The organism is Paenibacillus sp. J45TS6, assembly GCF_018403285.1.
Lineage (GTDB): Bacteria > Bacillota > Bacilli > Paenibacillales > Paenibacillaceae > Paenibacillus.
Map to the genome: position 1 here is coordinate 259,970 of NZ_BOSJ01000003.1, position 18,475 is coordinate 278,444.

The following is an 18,475-nucleotide window of genomic DNA, read 5'->3' on the forward strand; positions in this document are numbered from 1 at the left end:
AAGTTACGTTATGGAATGGAGGAAGGAGATGAACCGAAAGGATACAATGTGGATTATCATATTTGCTGTAGTCATTGTTGCGGCTGTGCTAGGTATGCAGTGGTACTCCAAAGGGGATTCAGCTACGAAAGCAAACCCGGTCGTAATAAGTACGATAAGCGAAGATTCTACGACGAGTCGTGCGTTTACTTGGCAAACGGATAATCCGAACTTGTCTGCAAAACTTCAGATTGTACAAGGGGAGGACACCTCTTTTGAAGGGGATCAAATCTTGAATTTCGAAGGAACAACGACATCACTTGTGCTGGATAACGGGGCAACGGTCGGAGTTCATAAAGTAGAGGCAACCGGGCTAACACCGGGAACCGTATATCAATACCGTGTAGGAGACGGATCAGAGAAAGGATGGAGCGATGTACTTACTTTTGAAACTGCTCCAGAAGAAGAGGATTTCTCCTTTATTTATGCTACGGATTCGCAAGGTGAGACGCAAAGTGATTTTGAACTTTGGAAAAATACAATGAATAAAGCCTTTGAGACGTTTCCAGGTGCTTCGTTTGTCGTTCATGCGGGAGACTTTGTGGAAGATTCAGGTTCGGATGATGCGTGGAACTATTTTCTGGAAAAAAGCACTTCCTGGATTAGCCGGATCCCCATCGTGCCTGTCATCGGTAATAACGATGTGATGGATGATAAGTTTGAGCGATTTGCTTCTTACTTCCATACGCCAGATAACGGTGCATCTAAATTAACGGGATCTGAAACCAACTACTCCTTTGATTATGGCAGTGCACATATCGCTGTACTCAATACCGAAGGGAGTATCAAGCAACAAACAGAATGGCTGAAAGAAGATTTGGCAAGTACAGATAAAGAGTGGAAAATTGTAGCGATGCATCGTCCAGTATATGGTGGAAACACGTATAAGAAAATCCAGGACTGGGCGGAAATTTTTGATAAATATGAGGTGGATTTAGTTCTGCAAGGCCACAATCATGAGTATTCGAGATCTTATCCGCTTAAGGACGGAGAAATTACGGGAGATGGATCGGATTTGGTTCGTAATCACGAAGGAACCGTATATGTGGTTGCAAATGCAAGCGGTCCTAAATTCAATGAGAAAAAAGAGGACCAATTCTACCACAAAATTCATTTCCAGAATAACAAACAAATGTTTGCAGGAATCACGATTCGAGGTAATACTCTGACGTATCAGGCTTATGATGTGGATGGCAAACTGTTAGATGTGTTTAGTATTGAACATGAAGAGTAGTAACTTTTAATTTAAATAACAGCTGTTTTCGAAACGATTCTGTGTATTATTACTGCCGATTGTTTCGAAACAGCTGTTTTTTTAAGTTTAAAAATAGATGAATATAAACGGACCATACATCTCTTGTTTTCTTGATGAAAAGAAGAATATATAATTTGTAAGGGTTTCCATTTTTATATTGAAAGAATACATCATGAGTGCTATTATTTAACAAACAGCTAAATAGATTTACATAATTATTAAGCATATCAATTCTGTAAGCGTTTCATCTGCGAAGTGTATTCCCCTATTTGTACATGAAAAGGAGAGGGTAACGTTGTATCCATTATTCAAGCGAAGTAAGAAAGCAGCACTGCTCACGACAACCTTGACAGTTTTGTTTAGCGTCTTTGGTTCTACAGGAGCGATTTCTGTTAGTGAAGCGAAGGGGGCGAATGAGCAGACAAGTCCAGTTTTTCAAGAAGCTTCTGTTCATGATCCGTCCTTGATTAAAGTAGACAACACGTTTTATGTATTTGGTTCCCACCTTGCCGCTGCAAAATCTACAGATCTGATGAGTTGGAACTTGATTGATTCGGGAGTAAGAGACGGTAATAAGCTCATTCCGAATGTTACGGAAGAACTCAAAGAAGCTCTCGCCTGGGCACAGAGTGATACGCTTTGGGCAGCGGATGTCATTCAACTCGAAGATGGACGTTTTTATATGTACTACAATGCTTGTAAAGGAGATTCTCCTAGATCTGCGCTCGGCGTAGCTGTAGCGGACAATATCGAAGGTCCTTATAAGGACGAAGGTATTCTGCTGAAGTCAGGTATGTGGGATGAGATCTCAGAAGATGGCACGATTTATGATGCTACAAAGCATCCAAATGTAGTCGATCCTGATGTATTCTACGATAAGAATGGGAAGCTGTGGATGGTATACGGATCCTATTCGGGTGGAATTTTCATTCTTGAAATGGATCCAAAGACAGGCAAGATCTTGCCTGATCAAGGATATGGCGAGAAATTAATTGGCGGTAATCACAGCCGTATTGAAGGTCCTTATATTTTGTATCATCCAGAGACCGATTATTATTACATGTACTTATCTTATGGCGGACTTGACTCTGTTGGCGGATATAATATGAGAGTTGTTCGTTCCAAGAACCCGGATGGTCCTTACCTTGATGCAGAAGGCAATGATATGACTCAGGTCAAAGCAGATCCATCTCTGCCGCTCTTTGATGATCGTTCCATTGAGCCTTTCGGCGTGAAACTAATGGGGAACTTTCAGTTCACAAGAGAAATTGGTGACCCTGGATCAGGTTCCGGTTTAGGTTATGTATCTCCGGGTCATAACTCTGCTTATTACGATGAAAAGACAGGGAAATCATTTTTAATCTTCCATAGTCGTTTCCCGAACCAAGGCGAGGGACATGAAATTCGTGTACATGAGATGTATATGAATGCAGACGGCTGGCCTGTGGTAGCACCTTATCGTTATACGGATCAAGAATTCAAGAAAAATATCAATGCAAATGATGTTCAGGGCACCTACCAAATCATCAATCATGGTAAAGAGATAACGAATACGATCAAAACTCCGTTAAAAGCGGTGTTTGACAAGAAAGGTAAGATTACGGGTGATGTAAAGGGTACCTGGAGTCTTGGGAAAAATGGGGAGGCGGTAGTGAATGTAGATGGTTCACAGTATAAAGGCGTCTTCTCCAGAGAGTGGGATTCATCCAAAGAACAGACGGTTATGACGTTTACTGCACTTTCGAATCAAGGGATTGCTCTATGGGGTAGCCGTGCGGAAGAACGGAAAGATAAAGATGTCGTAGCTGCTGTGAAAAAAGATCTATCGATCGGCGATACGACCGCCGTATACCAAAATCTTGTGTTACCCATTAAAGCTAGTGAAGACAGCACAATCAGCTGGACTTCGTCTAATAAAGAAATTGTTTCTAATACAGGGATAGTGAAAAGACCTGCAGCTGGTAAGGGGCAAGCTACGGTTCAACTTGTTGCAAAGATACAAAAAGGAAAAGTCGTAGGTACAAAAACGTTCAACGTGACCGTTCTGCCCGAACTTACAGGGCCCGTCATTGCGAATTATAATTTTGACGATGTACAAGGAACGAAAGTAAGTGATCAATCTGTAAATGGACTAAACGGAGTGCTTCAAGGGGGCGCGACGCAACTAACTTCAGGTAAAAAAGGAGCTGCCCTTCAGTTTAACGGGAAAGATGGTTATGTGCAGGTACCAGGACTCGTTACCGATGCTCAAGATTTCACATTTGCTGCATGGGTGAAATGGAATGGTGGAGGAGACTGGCAGCGTATCTTTGATTTTGGAAATGGGCTTGGGAAACATATGTTCCTGACTCCTTCTCAGCATACAGGCGTACTACAGTTCACGATTCATAACGGAGTTGATCAAAGTTTGCTGTCGCATGCGAAACTTCCTCAGAACGAATGGACGCATGTAGCCGTAACGCTTGAGGGGAATACCGGTATCTTGTACGTGAATGGACAGCCAGTTGCTACGAATAAAGAAATGACGTATAACCCGAAAGACTTGCTTGCTAACGAATCTTACCTGGGTAAAAGCAGATTTGCAGCTGATCCCTACTTCAACGGAAGTCTAGATGAGGTTAGCATCTATAATCAAGCATTGAGCAAGGAAGAAATTCAGGATCTTATATCAAAATAATATACAAGAGCACAATAGAAAGCCGTAAGATTCATGGACTGGTTCTCTCAGATCCATCTGTCTTACGGCTTTTTTCTTTATTTTTCATGTGTTTGAATCAAATTGATTTGCTTTATTGTCTCTTTCGAAATGAGAAAGCTTCCGAGAAAAGATAAACAAGTGATACGAACAGAAAACCGAGAATGACGGAGTCAATCACTCGCACGACAAGGACTCCATATTCAGATAAGGATAACGGATCTATCACCATCCATAGCACGAATATAACGATTATCAGAACCCCCAGAGATAACCAGTACCTCCACTTCCTTGAATTGAAATCCAAGGTATAGGCAGAGATCGGCACTTCGTTTCGATGCTTCCATAAACGGCTTAGAGAGAAGAGAAATATAATGGTTAGACCAAACAAAGTACTGCCATGTTGCAATATTTTATAAACGGGAAGGTCATACGTGGAAATGGATAAGGTTTCTTGTAATAGACTCCACCGTAAGACCATAAACCCTCCTTGGTGTGTAAACGAGTCCCAGATCACATGGGTTGCCATGCCGAGCCAAGCGGAATAGACAAAAACAAGGACCCGAATCACCCTTGGCTTCCGTGGATGTTCTGACTTCGATGGTGAAGTGAGGATCTCCTGCACATCAGAAGGCAGATTGCTGAATAAAGGAGGATATACAATATACCGATATACTAGATAAGTTAGGATAACGAGGAAAAGGTTCAGCGTCATGAATCCATTTATCGTATGGCCGATTTCGCCGGAAGGTCTACCTCGCAGGAAATACTCGAAGTCTGGTGCCATACTCCCAAGAACAAGCGCGGGAAAATGAAGATAAGTTTTGTTTCGAACGAAAGGAAGTACAGCGGCTGGATGAGCAAAGGTGAGTGGCATGGATGTTCCTCTTTCTTTTTTCTATTTAGCTAACTTTATGGCTTTTTAGACGTTAACTATGTGTATGGTTTAGCAATAACTAAAGAAATGGCGGGAAGCACATATGAAAGACGAAGTGGAAGAACAAAATGTAGCACAAATGATGAAAAAAGTATCGAATGACTCTTCTAAAAGTCAATTTCCGGAATTAGATACCGAGAAATTACCTCGGGACAGAAAGAAACCTCGAAATAGATTATCAAAACGATTGTTTTATATCACTGGGTTCACCGTTGTATTTCTTTTGGCCATTCTCGTACTGGAGAGGAATGGAGTATCAGAAGAGGAAAGGATCGTAATGGAAAAGTTATCAGGGAAATTAGGCTATTTGAAACTGATACGAGAAGATCAAACACTCTATAACGCGGTGAAACATGATTTATTGCAAGATTTACATATGACAGATACAGACGGAGATTATTCATTAACGGTAGATGGCCTCATAGCTGATGAGAAAAAAGTGGTTATGTTGTACACGTTAACTGCACCGAATCAAGCAAGCAGGAAAGATTCTTTTCTTAGGTATGAAATACTTGATGGAAAGAAAAATCATCTTAGTAGTTTTAGTCATGCAGCTCCACTTTCAGTCTATGATAAAGAAAAAGCTGAAAAAGTGCAGGTAGATGCCAGATTGTTGGATATCTCATGGTCTCCAGAAGGAGGAACCACTCCGGATACATTGATTTTAAACGTTGAACTCGATGACAAAAAATTTAGTATGACTATTCCGAATGATCAGAGTCGTTATGTTGATATGAAGAAAACATACCAACTTGAAGAAGCTCTTACTATTGGGGATCAAAAATTAACGGTACATGAAGCCGTTGTTACTCCTCTTGTAGCTTACGTAAGAATCTCAGCAGATTCGCTGAATACAAGGAACATAAACGGGATGATTTCCTTAGCTATAATGAACGAGGAGGGGAAACACTATCCAAGTGGAGGTGGATCAGGTGATCTCATGTCTCCAGAAGGTTTGAATGCTCGATTTATCAGTAATTACTTCGATTCCTTACCAGCGTTTCTGGTGTCAGAGGGGGCATACATTTCAGATAAGAATAAAAAGTTAGTTATTAATACCGATACAAAAGAAACCCTGCTCGCTCCAAGTGAACACATAGCCCTCTCGGAAGCCATTGTAAAGGATGAAGAGATTGAAATTACGATTCTGACCAAAGACATTGATGTACCTACTCCGAAAGAATATAGAAATTTCATGCTGTTAAGTACCAATACTGCTTTTACAGATTCAACCGGAACTGAATTTATGATACTTGATGATTCGAGATCAGGATTCAATAGTAATGGAGAAAAGGCAGAACAAACATTATACTACTCTATCCCCAAAGAAGATTATGAGCAGCCACTAACTTTTGAAGTCGAGGAGTATCCTGGTTTTGTGAAAGAAAAAGTGAAAATTATGCTTGATTCAAAATAGATCATTTATAGGGAAGAGTCACAGCTTGTTCTGGTGGCTCTTTTATTTTTGGCGTGAATAAAAACCAAATGGGCTGCACGTCAGTCTAATTAACAAATAGAGGAAATCAGACCGGATGGAAAGGAGGAGGGATTGAGTGGATTTAATTGAACTGGCTGTGAAAGCAAAACAAGGAGATGAAGAAGCATTCTTAGAGCGAATGAGTGTAGACAAGCATAAATTATACGGCATTGCCTATTCTTATATGCTCAATCAGCAGGATGCGCTAGACGTGGTCCAAGAAACGGTGAGCAAAGTATGGGCAAAACGGAAATCACTGAAGCAACCCGAGTATTTTACAACATGGGTCATTCGAATCTTAATACGCGTATGTATGGATGAACAGAAAAAGAAACGTAGAGAGGTGCCTACGGCTGCGGATCATATGGGATATGATGCAGTACTTGCTCCGCAAAGTGTAGATTCAGATCACAAATTAGATATGGAAAAACGGATTAGAAAGCTGCAGCCGAAATATCGGATGGTCATCGTACTGAAATATTACCGTGATCTTACCATACCAGATATCGCTGAACTTATGAACAAGCCGGAAGGGACGATCCGAACCTGGCTTCATAAGGGATTGAAACAAATGAGAATTGAGATGATGGAAGAAGAGGATCAGGAAGTGAAAGAAAGCCCATGGACTGAGGACAGGAAGGTGAGGAAATATGTCTGAAAATCAAGATAAGAATTGGGAGAATACTTTTGAGCTAAATAAACAACTTCATGATCAGCGGATGGTATCTGACTTCGAACTTGATCTTGCAATCCGTAAGGGATTGTCACAAGGAAAGAAAACGGATAGGGATGTGAGAAAAAGGAGATCTATTTTTGTAGCAGCCGCAGCTATGATGAGTGTTTTTATGATATTCGTTGCGAGTATCAGAGTTTCACCAGCCTTTGCTTCCACAGTTCGGGACATGCCGGGTTTGAATAAATTCGTAGATCTCATTCGGTATGACAGCTTATTTGCAAAAGCATGGGAACATGATTTTCTACAAGAAGTGGGAATCTCAGATAGATCGGAAGATACCGTGTTTACGGTGGGAAGTATACTTGCGGATGAAGACCGGATTCTCATTCTCTATTCTCTGAAGGGTCCAGAAGTGAGGGAAGGGAAAGCGAATGATTATATGGCTTTTGAATTGACGAATGGAAAAGGAGAAAAGATTAGCGAGCAACGACTAAGCGTTCTTCCTAAAGAGATTGAGGAAGCAGTTGATACTTATGAAAAACTTGATTTTCGATTGTTAGACGGTCAAACGATGCCGGAACGGTTAATTCTGAAAGTGAATATGATTGGTCATCATTATGAAATTCCATTTACCGTGGATAAAGAACGTTTTGCGGGTATGAGAGAGGTCATTCCAGTCGATAAGCAGATGGAAGTAGATGGTCAGAAAGTGAACATTGATCAAGTAACGATTACGCCTCTTCAAGCAAAAGTACATGTCACAGCAGACCCCAATAATACAATGCAGATCAATGATCTAGTTGATTTAAGATTAAATGATAATACCGATTACAAAAGAAGAATGGAGACCGTACAGGGCGACTTATCAACAGGAGAGCGAACTTATTACTTTGAAAGTCCTTATTTTAGTCAAACGGACTCGTTGACTTTAGAAGCAAAAGGATTCTTTTTGAATAAACGAGATCAAGTATTTACATTTAATATAGAGACGGTAGAGACCATACACACACCTAACCCACACATTGTCTTAGATAAGGTAGAGGAAACAGGAGACGGAATTCAAGTAAGCATCAGTACAGAAGGAATTTATGACCAGACGGAATATCCATATTTCAATCCTTATGTACAATTTTTCAATGAAGATAACACATTCACAGATGCTGCGGGTAAAGAATATCCAATGAACGACGCTAAATTGTTAATGTGGACGGGACCCGGCACGGAGAGCCACGAAATGACGTTCTCTATACCCAAAAGGGAATATAAACAGCCTTTGTCTTTTAAGGTGAAGGAATACCCAGGATTTGCGAAAGCAGATATCAATATTAAAATAAAATAGAATTTGTCCTTATGTCGTTCATGTATCGCTTACAAGAAATGTGACGTGTAAACTTTTCAACTCATTCCATAAAAGCTATAATAGAAAGGATTGAGCCTGATTCTAAGTGAAAGAGAGCGATATATTATGGGTCGTAAATGGAATAACATCAAAGAGAAAAAGGCAAATAAGGACGCTAGTACTAGCCGAATCTATGCCAAATTTGGACGTGAAATATATGTAGTTGCTCGCCAGGGTGAACCTGATCCTGAGTCGAACCGTGCACTGAAAGTAGTACTTGAGCGTGCCAAAACTTATAACGTACCAAAAGCGATCATCGACCGCGCACTGGAAAAAGCAAAAGGCGGTTCCGAAGAAAACTTTGACGAACTTCGTTATGAAGGTTTTGGACCTAACGGTTCCATGGTTATTGTGGATGCCCTCACGAACAACGTGAATCGTACTGCTTCCGAAGTACGTTCCACTTTCAGTAAAAACGGAGGAAACCTCGGTGTAAGTGGTTCCGTTAACTACATGTTTGATTCAACAGCCGTTATCGGTGTAGAAGGAAAAACAGCGGATGACGTGCTTGAACTGCTAATGGAAGCAGATCTTGATGTACGTGACATTATCGAAGAAGATGATTCTGTTATCGTGTATGCTGAACCAGATCAATTCCACGCTGTACAAGATGCTTTCAAAAATGCTGGTATTTCCGAATTTACGGTAGCCGAGCTTACAATGCTTCCACAAACCTTCGTATCTCTAGAAGGCGATGCACTTGCTCAGTTCGAGAAACTGATCGATGTGCTTGAAGATCTGGAAGATGTGCAGCAAGTGTATCACAACGTCGAGTTCGAAGATTAAGGTGTACTCTAGCCATTTCTCTAGCCATGAAACGGAAAGTTGTTCTTAAAACCACCAATTGTTTCAATAAGCGAGAATATACATTTTTTTGCTTGTTGGATTTTATAATGATCTACGTTTTGAGTCTGAATTAATGAGAATGGCGTATTGTTAAACTCACTTTTTGTATTGAATATCTATACAAGGAGTGAGTTTTTATGTTATTAGAAGATGTTTAAAAAGAGTTTTTATTTGATCTGGAGATAAAGAATTACAGTGTTCGCACCATTAAAGGCTATCGAAATAACAATAGAGCTTTCCTGAAATTCTTGTGTAACGCATTTGCAGTTACAGAATTGAGGAAGTTAGTACATCGCACATTAAATCGTATCTTATGAACTTGAAGAAAAAAGGATTGTCTAAATCGTATACTAATGGGATTCAAAAAAATATTCGTTCAATTTTCAAATTCAATGTGGAGAAGGTTATATTGCTGAGAAAAGAAATCCTTTTATAGGGGTAAAGTCGTTGAAGCAACCCAAAAAAGTTCTTATTCAAACATTCGATGATGATGAAGTGAAGAGAATGATCAGTGCATTCAAAGGTGATTATTATTTGAGTTTACGAAACAAGTTGATTCTGATGTTATTTGTAGATTTAGGAATCAGGAATCTGGAGCTTTGTACTCTGGGTACACTTGATGTGAGAGATAGTGTTATAAAGATACATGGCAAAGGAAATAAAGAAAGAAATTTGTACATTTCACCTTTTCTTAAAAAGCACATCATCAAATACGAGAGTGAAAGAAGCATATTTCAAAGACAAGCTGATGACTGATTCAAATTTTTTTATCTCAAAATGGTAGAATAATCCAATATCCGTGAGCATATTCGTTGCAGTCGTCATACACTAAGACATTATTATGTCAGAAACAATTAAGATTGGGTTTAGATATTTATAGCCTTAGTAGATTGTTAGGTCATGAGTCAACAATCATTACAAATCGCTATCTGCAATCGATCCAAGATGAGCAGATTCAGAATTAGCTAAAAAGACCACAAAAAGTGACGGCATTTAAAGATGTAAGATTGTCAGCTCAACATTCAGGCATACAATGGCCCATCGAATGAGTGCAGATGTGTTCTCACTTCAAAAAATGTTACGGCACTCTGACTTGGATATGAGCAAGAAATACTTGGCTTTATGGGGAACTGCCTCGAAAGAGCAAAATAATAAGTTTAATCCTTTAAATCATTTGGATTTATAAGGTTTTAACGCGCTCTCATAAACATTAGTTGATTTGTTACATACATCCTAACGTAGATAACCATTCGAGAATATTTTGATTTAAAGCTAATGTGATTTCACCTAGAAGTCGTATAAACCGGCTGTAGAGTATCGAAGTCAACACTCAGTTAAGGAGTCGGTCTTAATTATTAAATCTTTTACACATGTAAATATAGAGTCACCCATTCGAACATTACAAATGGGTGACTATTCAAGTGCTTAACATCCTTGGCAAGTCTGAGAATCATTTGTACCTCGGCAGTCTGCCTTAATAACGAGTTAATTGCTTTGATGAGAAGCCTTTTATCAGCCCTATCTTCGATAGCTTCTATTCCTTCAATTCGAATAACTCAATTGTATTCACATCTAAATCCGAAATCACTTTCTTTAGTTTTCCGTCGAAATGTTTCGTTCGCTGGGCTCAATATGTGAAATATATGTAACGTGGATTTCGCTTTTTCAAACAAAGTTTCCTGTGTGTGGCCGTTTTCTTTGCGTAACATTCTCATACGTTCTCCAACGAGTTATAAAAAATCAGAAGACATTCTTTCACTTCCCTTCCGTTCAAGCGTATGGAAGGAGTGTGGACATTCACATAATCTTATATCAGAATTTTTATTGAAAGAATATTATATATACGATACTATATTTGGTATGTGACTTTAGAACTAGGAAGGTGCGTGAAGATGAGAATAAGGAACTACATAATCAGCTTTACTTGTATATGTTTGATTCTACTGGGAACAGCCTGTGAATCAGAGAGTGATAAACGGAAGGCAAGAATTAAAGAACTTGATAAGGAGATTAATCAGTTAAAGAAAGAAACTGATTTAATGAATGATTATCTCGACGCCTGCGAAAAGGTGAGCAAATGTTAAAATATACTATGGATTTGGGGATGTAAAAATGTATCTTGGCTTTGGAGGGGTATTAGCAATCCTTGCGTTCATCATGTTTTTCATTGCTATTGGTGGCGGTGGTGATTATCCGATTGTAGGGTGGATTCTATTTATCGGATTTGGAATTGGTTCGTGGTACTCCTATAAGAAGAATAATGAACTTGAAGAAGAAAAGATGTCTCAGAAGCGGCATGAAACGGATGATAGGTTAAAGCGTATTCCCAACTACAAATCGTCACAAAGATACACCTCAGCCAATGGCGATGTTACATTATCAATTGACGAAACGAACAAGCAAATATCATTAGTTTCCCTTAATTCATACAAAGATAAAGTGTATAGCTACCGTGACATATTGAAATCTGAGATTTTGACAGATGGTATGAGTGTTACTTCTACAAACAGGGGTAGCCAAATTGGAGGAGCGTTGCTAGGCGGTTTGCTTGCTGGAGGAGTAGGGGCATTGATAGGAGGACTTTCTGGCTCGACGACAAGCCAAGAAAAAGTGAAGAAGATTGAGTTGAACGTAATTGTTAATGATACAGTAAACCCGATACATAAGATTGCTTTTTTAGATTCGGAATTTTCCGCATATGCAAAGGACACTCAGGAATATAAAGATAGCTACAATACAGCATATCATTGTCATCAATTAATCGGTGTTCTTATTAGGCAAGCCGACGAGGAAGACAAGCGAACAGAGACTTCAACGATTAGCAATAGTTCTCAAAGTAATGTGTCCGTTGCTGATGAACTTAGAAAACTTGTCCAGTTAAAGGATGAGGGAATAATCAGCGGCGATGAGTTTGATATACAGAAGAAAAAGCTAATAGGGTAAAACAAATAAACCAGTAAGAGGAGAAAACTTGTTACTGGCTTATTTTTGTAAGGCGTTATACTATCGTTTGTATTGTTCTTTTAATCTGCCTCATTGTATACGTATCAAGAGAATTATAATCTTCTCTCAGCATTGAGTACATTGTGAGATTTTTTACAGTGACGCCCACCTCCATAGCGAGTTAAATAATTGAAAATCTAAAATTTTTTTCTGACACAATAAAATAACAGGTTTATAAGAGCCCACTGCAGATTCCTAGCGAGTGGGCTTTGTTTTTCTTTTTTTGTTTCTCACAAGCGATAAAATACATCTGAAGGAGAAGTATAAGAACATAATTATCAATTGTAAAAAAACAAGCAGATGATAAGTTGGTTGTGATAGTGTCGTGATACAGGGGGCTTGTCCAAAGTGAATACTAAAGGTTTAAATAAATTGAATATGATAGGATGGATATAACAACAAGTTATACTATCTGTTTCTATAGTAATATGTAAATATCGATAGGAGAGGTTGAGATTGAGCTTTGACTACAGGTTATTAGGGAGAAAACTAAAAGAAGCTAGACAAAATCAAGAGTATACTATCGATGAAGTTGCAGAATATATTAATAAATCTGAAAAAGATTATAAAATGATTGAAGATGGTGAATATGTAACTCTTGAAGGAGATACTGTTGTATTGTTATCGAAGTTATTTAAAGTTGATTTCCGTTATTTAATTACAGGTAATTATCCGTCAGCAGAATCTCAAATCACTAGTTTATTCAGACAAAATAGTGAACTATCAAAGAACGATAGACGGGCTATACAATCGTTTATTAGATTATGTGAAACGAAAAATGATATTGAGGAAATGCTTGGATCTTATAAACCTGTACCTCCGAAGTATTCGATGAATGACTTTAATGTGGATAATGAAAAACAACAAGGGATTTTAGCAGCTGATTTCGAAAGGAATCGGCTCAAAATTGTCGGTGATATTCCTAATATTTATTCATTATTACGACAACAAAAAATTCACATTTTCAGAAGAACCTTAGATGATAAAAATATCTCGGGGGTATATATTAAACATCCCTATGCCGGTCATTGTATTTTGATAAACTACGTTGATGATATTTTCAGACAAAATTTTTCAGCAGCGCATGAATATTGCCATGTGTTATTTGACTCAGATAGCGAGCAAAGAATAAGTTATGAAAGAACCAATGATTATGTTGAAGTTAGGGCTAATAACTTCTCTAGTAATTTCTTAGTGCCATCATCTGCTTATCATCAATTAATAAATAAAAAAGACGTGTCCTATGAGTATCTTTCCAATTGGATAATTACTATTTGTAGGAAATATAAAGTGAATAAACATGTTGTTATTTATAAACTTTCAGATTTGAAAATAATTACAAGTAACACAAAAAATAAACTGTTATCTGATTTTAGTTTTAAAGTTATTAGCAATTATAAGGAAGATCCTGAATTAGTAGGTGTTTCTCCGAATCTTGTTAAACCAATCACAGAGTTAATAAAAAATGGTATATCACTTGAGTATATAAAGTTATGTAAAAATGCTTATGACGATGGGGTGATCACATTTTCGAAATTAGTTAATTCCCTAAATACAGATTTTTATAAGGGAAAACACATAGTTGATATTATGGATTTTATAATGGAGGTGTGATGTATGACGACGGTTGCGGTTATTGATACATGCGTTATTCAAAATTTCTGCAATATAAATCGATTTGATTTGTTTGGAAAGTTGAAATATTTTCTTTTTACAACAATATATGTTGATTTGGAGATAAGTAACGCTGACACTGCTACTAAGCTAAAGTATGAGTCTCTTATCAGCAAGGAAACAATTAAAAAAGTGAATCTTACTATTCAAGATTTAGTTCAAATGTCACAAATACCCGAAAGTAAAAAATATAGTGATGCAGAATTGTCTTGTATTGTAAAAGCAAAACAACTTAATTCTTCTGCTCTTACTGATGATAAGAGAGCCATTAATTTTATCAGAAATTATATAGATGGTGTTCTTATCAAGGGAACAAAAGAGATTTTAGTTGAAGGGTATGTTCAAGATTATTTAAATGATAATGATTTGAAAGAATTGCAAGACAAATTAAAGGGGTATAAATTTCATATAAAAGAAAACCTAGTATTTGAAGCAGCTGCTTTAAAAATGTTAGGTATAAGTAATTAGATATATAAATTTGATAATTTGAATTGGATGTAATAATAAAGAAAATCAGGCAGTACTAGTTTTTTTACAAAAATATAAGCGAAAAGCTTATGAAGTAAGGTTTATAAGATTTAATCCTGTGCTTAGCGAATTTTGGGGTCATATTAAAGTAGGCTACGCTGATCATAAGACGAAATAAGTTATCATCCACAATAACCGTAATGAATACTTGGTAGTAGCAATCATTGTTTTGGATGAGTCATTTAGTGTTTTGAATTGTAATAATTTTGGTGAAAAAGATAATTTAATGATGTAAACTTGAGTGGTAGTACTTGGGTCGATTAATGTGTCCCCAAATACAAATTTAGAAAAGAAGAGTTGATTATATGGAAACGAACTTTATCCAAATTTCGGATATTCATCATCATTTTTCAAACTACGATTCGTTGAAAATGAGACTAATGTTAGAAGAATATCTAAAAGAATTGTCACAGGGAACTAGGTTCGACTTTGTATTGATAACTGGCGACTTAAGTGACAAAGGAGCTGGTTTTAATGATGAGATAAGTGGTTTTTTAGATTTGATATTATCAAGCCTAAACTTAACAAGAAAAGATATTTTTATTGTTCCTGGGAATCATGATTTGAAGAGAAACGTCCCGAGAAAATATGTAATAGAGGGTATAAAAGCTTCATTATCAAAAGATGAGCTAGATGAAGCTTTAAAAACAGAAGATACTAAAGGAATATTACTCGAAAGTTTCAAAGATTTTTTTGAGTTTTATAAAGAGTATACAGAAGAAGATTATCCGAGAGAGTCTTTTCATTTTATTAAAACCAAGGGTAAATGTAATATAATCCACTTGAATACCTGTTTGACAGCGTACACTTCAAATGAAGAAGGAACTCTTTTGATAGGAAGACAGAAATTGATTGGTTGCCTTTCAGCGTTAAAGAGAGATCCAAGTAAAATCAACATAGCGATTGGTCATCATACAATTGATTGTTTTCATCCAGATGAGATAACAAGTATTGTTGCAAATTTTGATGACTTTGGGATTGATATGTATTTATCTGGACATGTACATAAACCAAAATACCATATTGAAGCAAATGTCCATACTCCTTACATCAATTTGGTAAGTGGAGCAACACATTCTGATGATTATGCGGTTGGTGGATTTATATCTGCAAAAGTTGCCTTTGATAGTCATGAATTGGAAGTTCAGTATCATAAGTGGCACAATGTAGACGAATATTGGTCTACAACAAATGATATGGGGAGATTGGCAAAAAGCGGAACTCTTAAACATAAATTAAAGAAATTTGAGAAAAGAGCAAAACAACTAGATGTTTCAGTTGATTTAACCTCTCTAAGGGATGATATTGAGGATAAAGTAAGGATTGATGAGGACGAATTTAAACAATTCATAATTGATTTTCATCAACATCCTAAGAAGAAGGGGGAAATTACAAGCTATCAGACAAAACAAAAAGAAATCGAAGAAAAGTTTGATAATATGCGTTGTAGCTCATCATTTGAAAAAATGTTTCTTGATTACGCTCAATATTTCACAGCGATAGAGGAGATATTAAATTCAACTTCATATATTGAAGCAGATAAGAAAGAAATTGTTTCAGAATTAGTTATTGAAACTTATTTGGGCATTCATAGTAAATATGATTCAGGGGATGTTATTTTCACAACTATGGTGGATGCGATACAAAAACAATATTCGGAAACGTTGAGCTATTCACCTGCAAAGACTAGAAGGTATATCCGTATTCTAACTTGTTGGAGTATTTATGACTGTAATATTTTCAATGAAAACAAGGTTGAGGCTTAAAAATGCTGAGTCAAATAAACTTTATAAATTCACTATTCCGTTATGTCAATGTTCAAGAAATTAGCATAGCGGAGGAGGTAATCAAAATGGACTATTTCCTAGTCTCTAAACATCAAATAGTAGAAGAAAATATTCTATTCACTTCTAAAGTGTTATATCAGTTGTTAGATAATGAATTACATGTTGATGAATTATTTTTAAAGTATGCTAATGAAAGAAATATCATATTAAATCTAAACATAGAAAGAATTTTATATCTATCACTTACTTTGCTTTTTGCAATGGGATTAATAAGTGCTAACCAAAATATGATAATGAGGGCTATACAATGATATTAAACGAGTTAGTTATTTATAGTAGTGACTCTGAAACGATTTTAAAAAAGTATCCCTTCAATCGATTTGGACTAAATGTCATTCTAGGTGAAAAGAGCATACTCAACGAAGAGACAAATGGTGTTGGCAAATCTACGATGATAGATTGCATCGAAATCTTGCTTGGAAAGACAATAAGTAAGTCTTACGAACAAAATTCAGAATTAATAAGTCGTAGCATCTTCTTGATCTTAAAGATTGAATCCAATGGAGCAATTATGTATTTGGGGCGTCACCTTAATACTCCTAAAAAGGGATTTATTCTTGTTTCCGAAGAAATTTCGTTTCAAATAAGCGAATGGGAGAGTTACTCTCTGAAAAATTACAAAGAAAAAATTGGTGATTTGCTATTCTTGAAACAAAATGAAACTTCTTTTTCGGCACTGCGCGAATATATAGTCAGGAACGAGAAATTTGGATTTAATGATATAACTTTGGCTGGTCGAAAATCTATTGTTAATTATTCTCTTTTGGCATTTTTATTTGGACTACCTCATAGATTTGAGTTTGAGATTCAGAATATTAAGGCTTCAATTGATTCATTAAGACAACAAATTAAGTTGATTGAATCAATCGGTATTCAAGTAGACAAGCTAAAAATTAAAGAAGAAGAGTTGGAATCAGAAGTATCTCAAATAAAAGCTGCCTTGGATTCGTTAGAGATATCAGATAGGGTTCAGATTAACACTGACAGATATTCAAAGCTTAAAACTGAACTACAGTTAACTCAAAGTAAAATATTTGAACTGGAGCATGTTATTAAGCAATATCAAAAAAACATAAATAATTTAACAAAGAAAACAAGAGACATTAAACAACTGAAGGACATAGAACCTTTTTTTGAACAGCTTGTTGGGTATTTTCCATTTAAAGTAAAACGGAATTATGAAGAGATTGAAACTTTTTATGATTTTATGGTTGACAATCGAGGTAAGTATTTTAATGACAAGATAAGTGTCATGCAATCAGAAATAGCTGAGTTAAAAGAGAACAGACAGAAAATAGAAGATGACTTAAGAAATGTAAGTCAACTTCTGAAAAACAAGAAATTTGTTGAAGATGTTGCTTCAGTAATAAAAGAACTAGAAGAAAAACAAATGGAATTAGCACAAATAAAGGTTAGATTAGCAGAATACAACAACAAAAATGGGATAAATGATAAAATTAACAAACTTGAAGCTGAAAAATTGAGACTCACATCAATAAAGAATGATGAGTTTAATACGTATAAAGAACATGTTGAATATTTACAAAAAATATTTAACTCGATGTGCTTGGAGACATATAATCAAATAGGAGTTCTAAATTTTGAGTTTGAGAACTCCTCAAAAAGTACTGCTTCCACCGGAAGAATTAAAATCAGATGCACTATTCCAGATGAGAACTCGCATGGAAGACTATACATGAAAATTAATATGTTTGATTTGACTTGGTTATTATATAGAATTGAAAAACATTTACCAATTAATTTTTTATTCCATGATGGTTCTTATTCAAAGCCAGATGTGGCGGTTAAACCAAAGCTATTGAGCTATATTGACTCCCAATTAAAGACTGGTGAACGAGGGCAATACTTCGTTACTATTAATATTGATGAATTAGATACGAGTGACATTGAGGTTCTGGAAGACAATAACTGTGTTATTGCAAAGCTAAATAGGAGCAAAGATGAGAATAGATTTTTTGGTTTCAAATTTTAAACGTACCGATTCCCTAAAAAGTTATTAAAGTAAGGGATGGACTTAATCGTTCTCTAATTTTATACAAAAAGTGAGTTGTAACAAACCAGTTTTTCGAACTGAGCCT

The 18,475-nt window shown here is 36.5% G+C and carries 14 protein-coding genes; 13 read left to right on the forward strand and 1 reads right to left on the reverse strand.

The window, feature by feature from the left end; translation table 11 throughout:
• Nucleotides 1–28: 28 nt before the first annotated feature.
• Entirely contained in the window at nucleotides 29–1,273 is a 1,245-nt protein-coding gene (locus tag KJS58_RS06350; protein ID WP_213531489.1) for a purple acid phosphatase family protein, read from the forward strand.
• Between the two features lie 316 nt (nucleotides 1,274–1,589).
• Nucleotides 1,590–3,971: an arabinan endo-1,5-alpha-L-arabinosidase AbnB gene (gene abnB / locus KJS58_RS06355; protein ID WP_249716965.1), complete on the forward strand. Its 2,382-nt coding sequence runs from the start codon at nucleotides 1,590–1,592 to the stop codon at nucleotides 3,969–3,971.
• A 112-nt stretch (nucleotides 3,972–4,083) separates the two neighbouring features.
• On the opposite strand, the gene KJS58_RS06360 is transcribed toward abnB, so the two are convergent.
• The gene (locus KJS58_RS06360; protein WP_213531491.1) at nucleotides 4,084–4,866 is read right to left on the reverse strand and encodes a DUF4184 family protein; all 783 of its coding nucleotides are present in this window, start codon (nucleotides 4,864–4,866) and stop codon (nucleotides 4,084–4,086) included.
• Nucleotides 4,867–4,969: 103 nt separating this feature from the next.
• Between KJS58_RS06360 and KJS58_RS06365 the strand changes: the two genes are divergently transcribed.
• From KJS58_RS06365 to KJS58_RS06415, 11 genes are all read left to right on the forward strand, one after another.
• Nucleotides 4,970–6,343 (forward strand): DUF4179 domain-containing protein, encoded by a 1,374-nt coding sequence (locus KJS58_RS06365; protein WP_213531492.1) that lies wholly within the window; start codon nucleotides 4,970–4,972, stop codon nucleotides 6,341–6,343.
• A 136-nt stretch (nucleotides 6,344–6,479) separates the two neighbouring features.
• Entirely contained in the window at nucleotides 6,480–7,061 is a 582-nt protein-coding gene (locus tag KJS58_RS06370) for a sigma-70 family RNA polymerase sigma factor (RefSeq protein ID WP_249716967.1), read from the forward strand.
• Nucleotides 7,054–8,418: a DUF4179 domain-containing protein gene (locus KJS58_RS06375; RefSeq protein ID WP_213531494.1), complete on the forward strand. Its 1,365-nt coding sequence runs from the start codon at nucleotides 7,054–7,056 to the stop codon at nucleotides 8,416–8,418. The genes KJS58_RS06370 and KJS58_RS06375 overlap by 8 nt, the downstream gene beginning before the upstream one ends.
• A 126-nt stretch (nucleotides 8,419–8,544) precedes the next feature.
• Nucleotides 8,545–9,264: a YebC/PmpR family DNA-binding transcriptional regulator gene (locus tag KJS58_RS06380; RefSeq protein WP_213531496.1), complete on the forward strand. Its 720-nt coding sequence runs from the start codon at nucleotides 8,545–8,547 to the stop codon at nucleotides 9,262–9,264.
• Nucleotides 9,265–9,771: 507 nt separating this feature from the next.
• Nucleotides 9,772–10,080 (forward strand): tyrosine-type recombinase/integrase, encoded by a 309-nt coding sequence (locus tag KJS58_RS06385; RefSeq protein WP_213531498.1) that lies wholly within the window; start codon nucleotides 9,772–9,774, stop codon nucleotides 10,078–10,080.
• A gap of 1,356 nt (nucleotides 10,081–11,436) precedes the next feature.
• Nucleotides 11,437–12,267, forward strand: coding sequence for an SHOCT domain-containing protein (locus tag KJS58_RS06390; RefSeq protein WP_213531500.1), 831 nt, complete (start codon nucleotides 11,437–11,439; stop codon nucleotides 12,265–12,267).
• 516 nt (nucleotides 12,268–12,783) lie between these two features.
• Nucleotides 12,784–13,941, forward strand: a complete 1,158-nt coding sequence (locus KJS58_RS06395; RefSeq protein ID WP_213531502.1) for a helix-turn-helix domain-containing protein — start codon at nucleotides 12,784–12,786, stop codon at nucleotides 13,939–13,941.
• 3 nt (nucleotides 13,942–13,944) lie between these two features.
• Nucleotides 13,945–14,469: a PIN domain-containing protein gene (locus KJS58_RS06400; protein ID WP_213531504.1), complete on the forward strand. Its 525-nt coding sequence runs from the start codon at nucleotides 13,945–13,947 to the stop codon at nucleotides 14,467–14,469.
• Between the two features lie 365 nt (nucleotides 14,470–14,834).
• Complete coding sequence (locus KJS58_RS06405) at nucleotides 14,835–16,295, forward strand: metallophosphoesterase family protein (RefSeq protein ID WP_213531506.1); 1,461 nt, start codon at nucleotides 14,835–14,837, stop codon at nucleotides 16,293–16,295.
• An 86-nt stretch (nucleotides 16,296–16,381) separates the two neighbouring features.
• Nucleotides 16,382–16,627 (forward strand): ABC-three component system middle component 6, encoded by a 246-nt coding sequence (locus KJS58_RS06410; protein ID WP_213531508.1) that lies wholly within the window; start codon nucleotides 16,382–16,384, stop codon nucleotides 16,625–16,627.
• Nucleotides 16,624–18,369, forward strand: a complete 1,746-nt coding sequence (locus tag KJS58_RS06415) for a DUF2326 domain-containing protein (RefSeq protein ID WP_213531510.1) — start codon at nucleotides 16,624–16,626, stop codon at nucleotides 18,367–18,369. Before KJS58_RS06410 ends, KJS58_RS06415 begins: the two co-directional genes overlap by 4 nt.
• Nucleotides 18,370–18,475 lie beyond the last annotated feature (106 nt).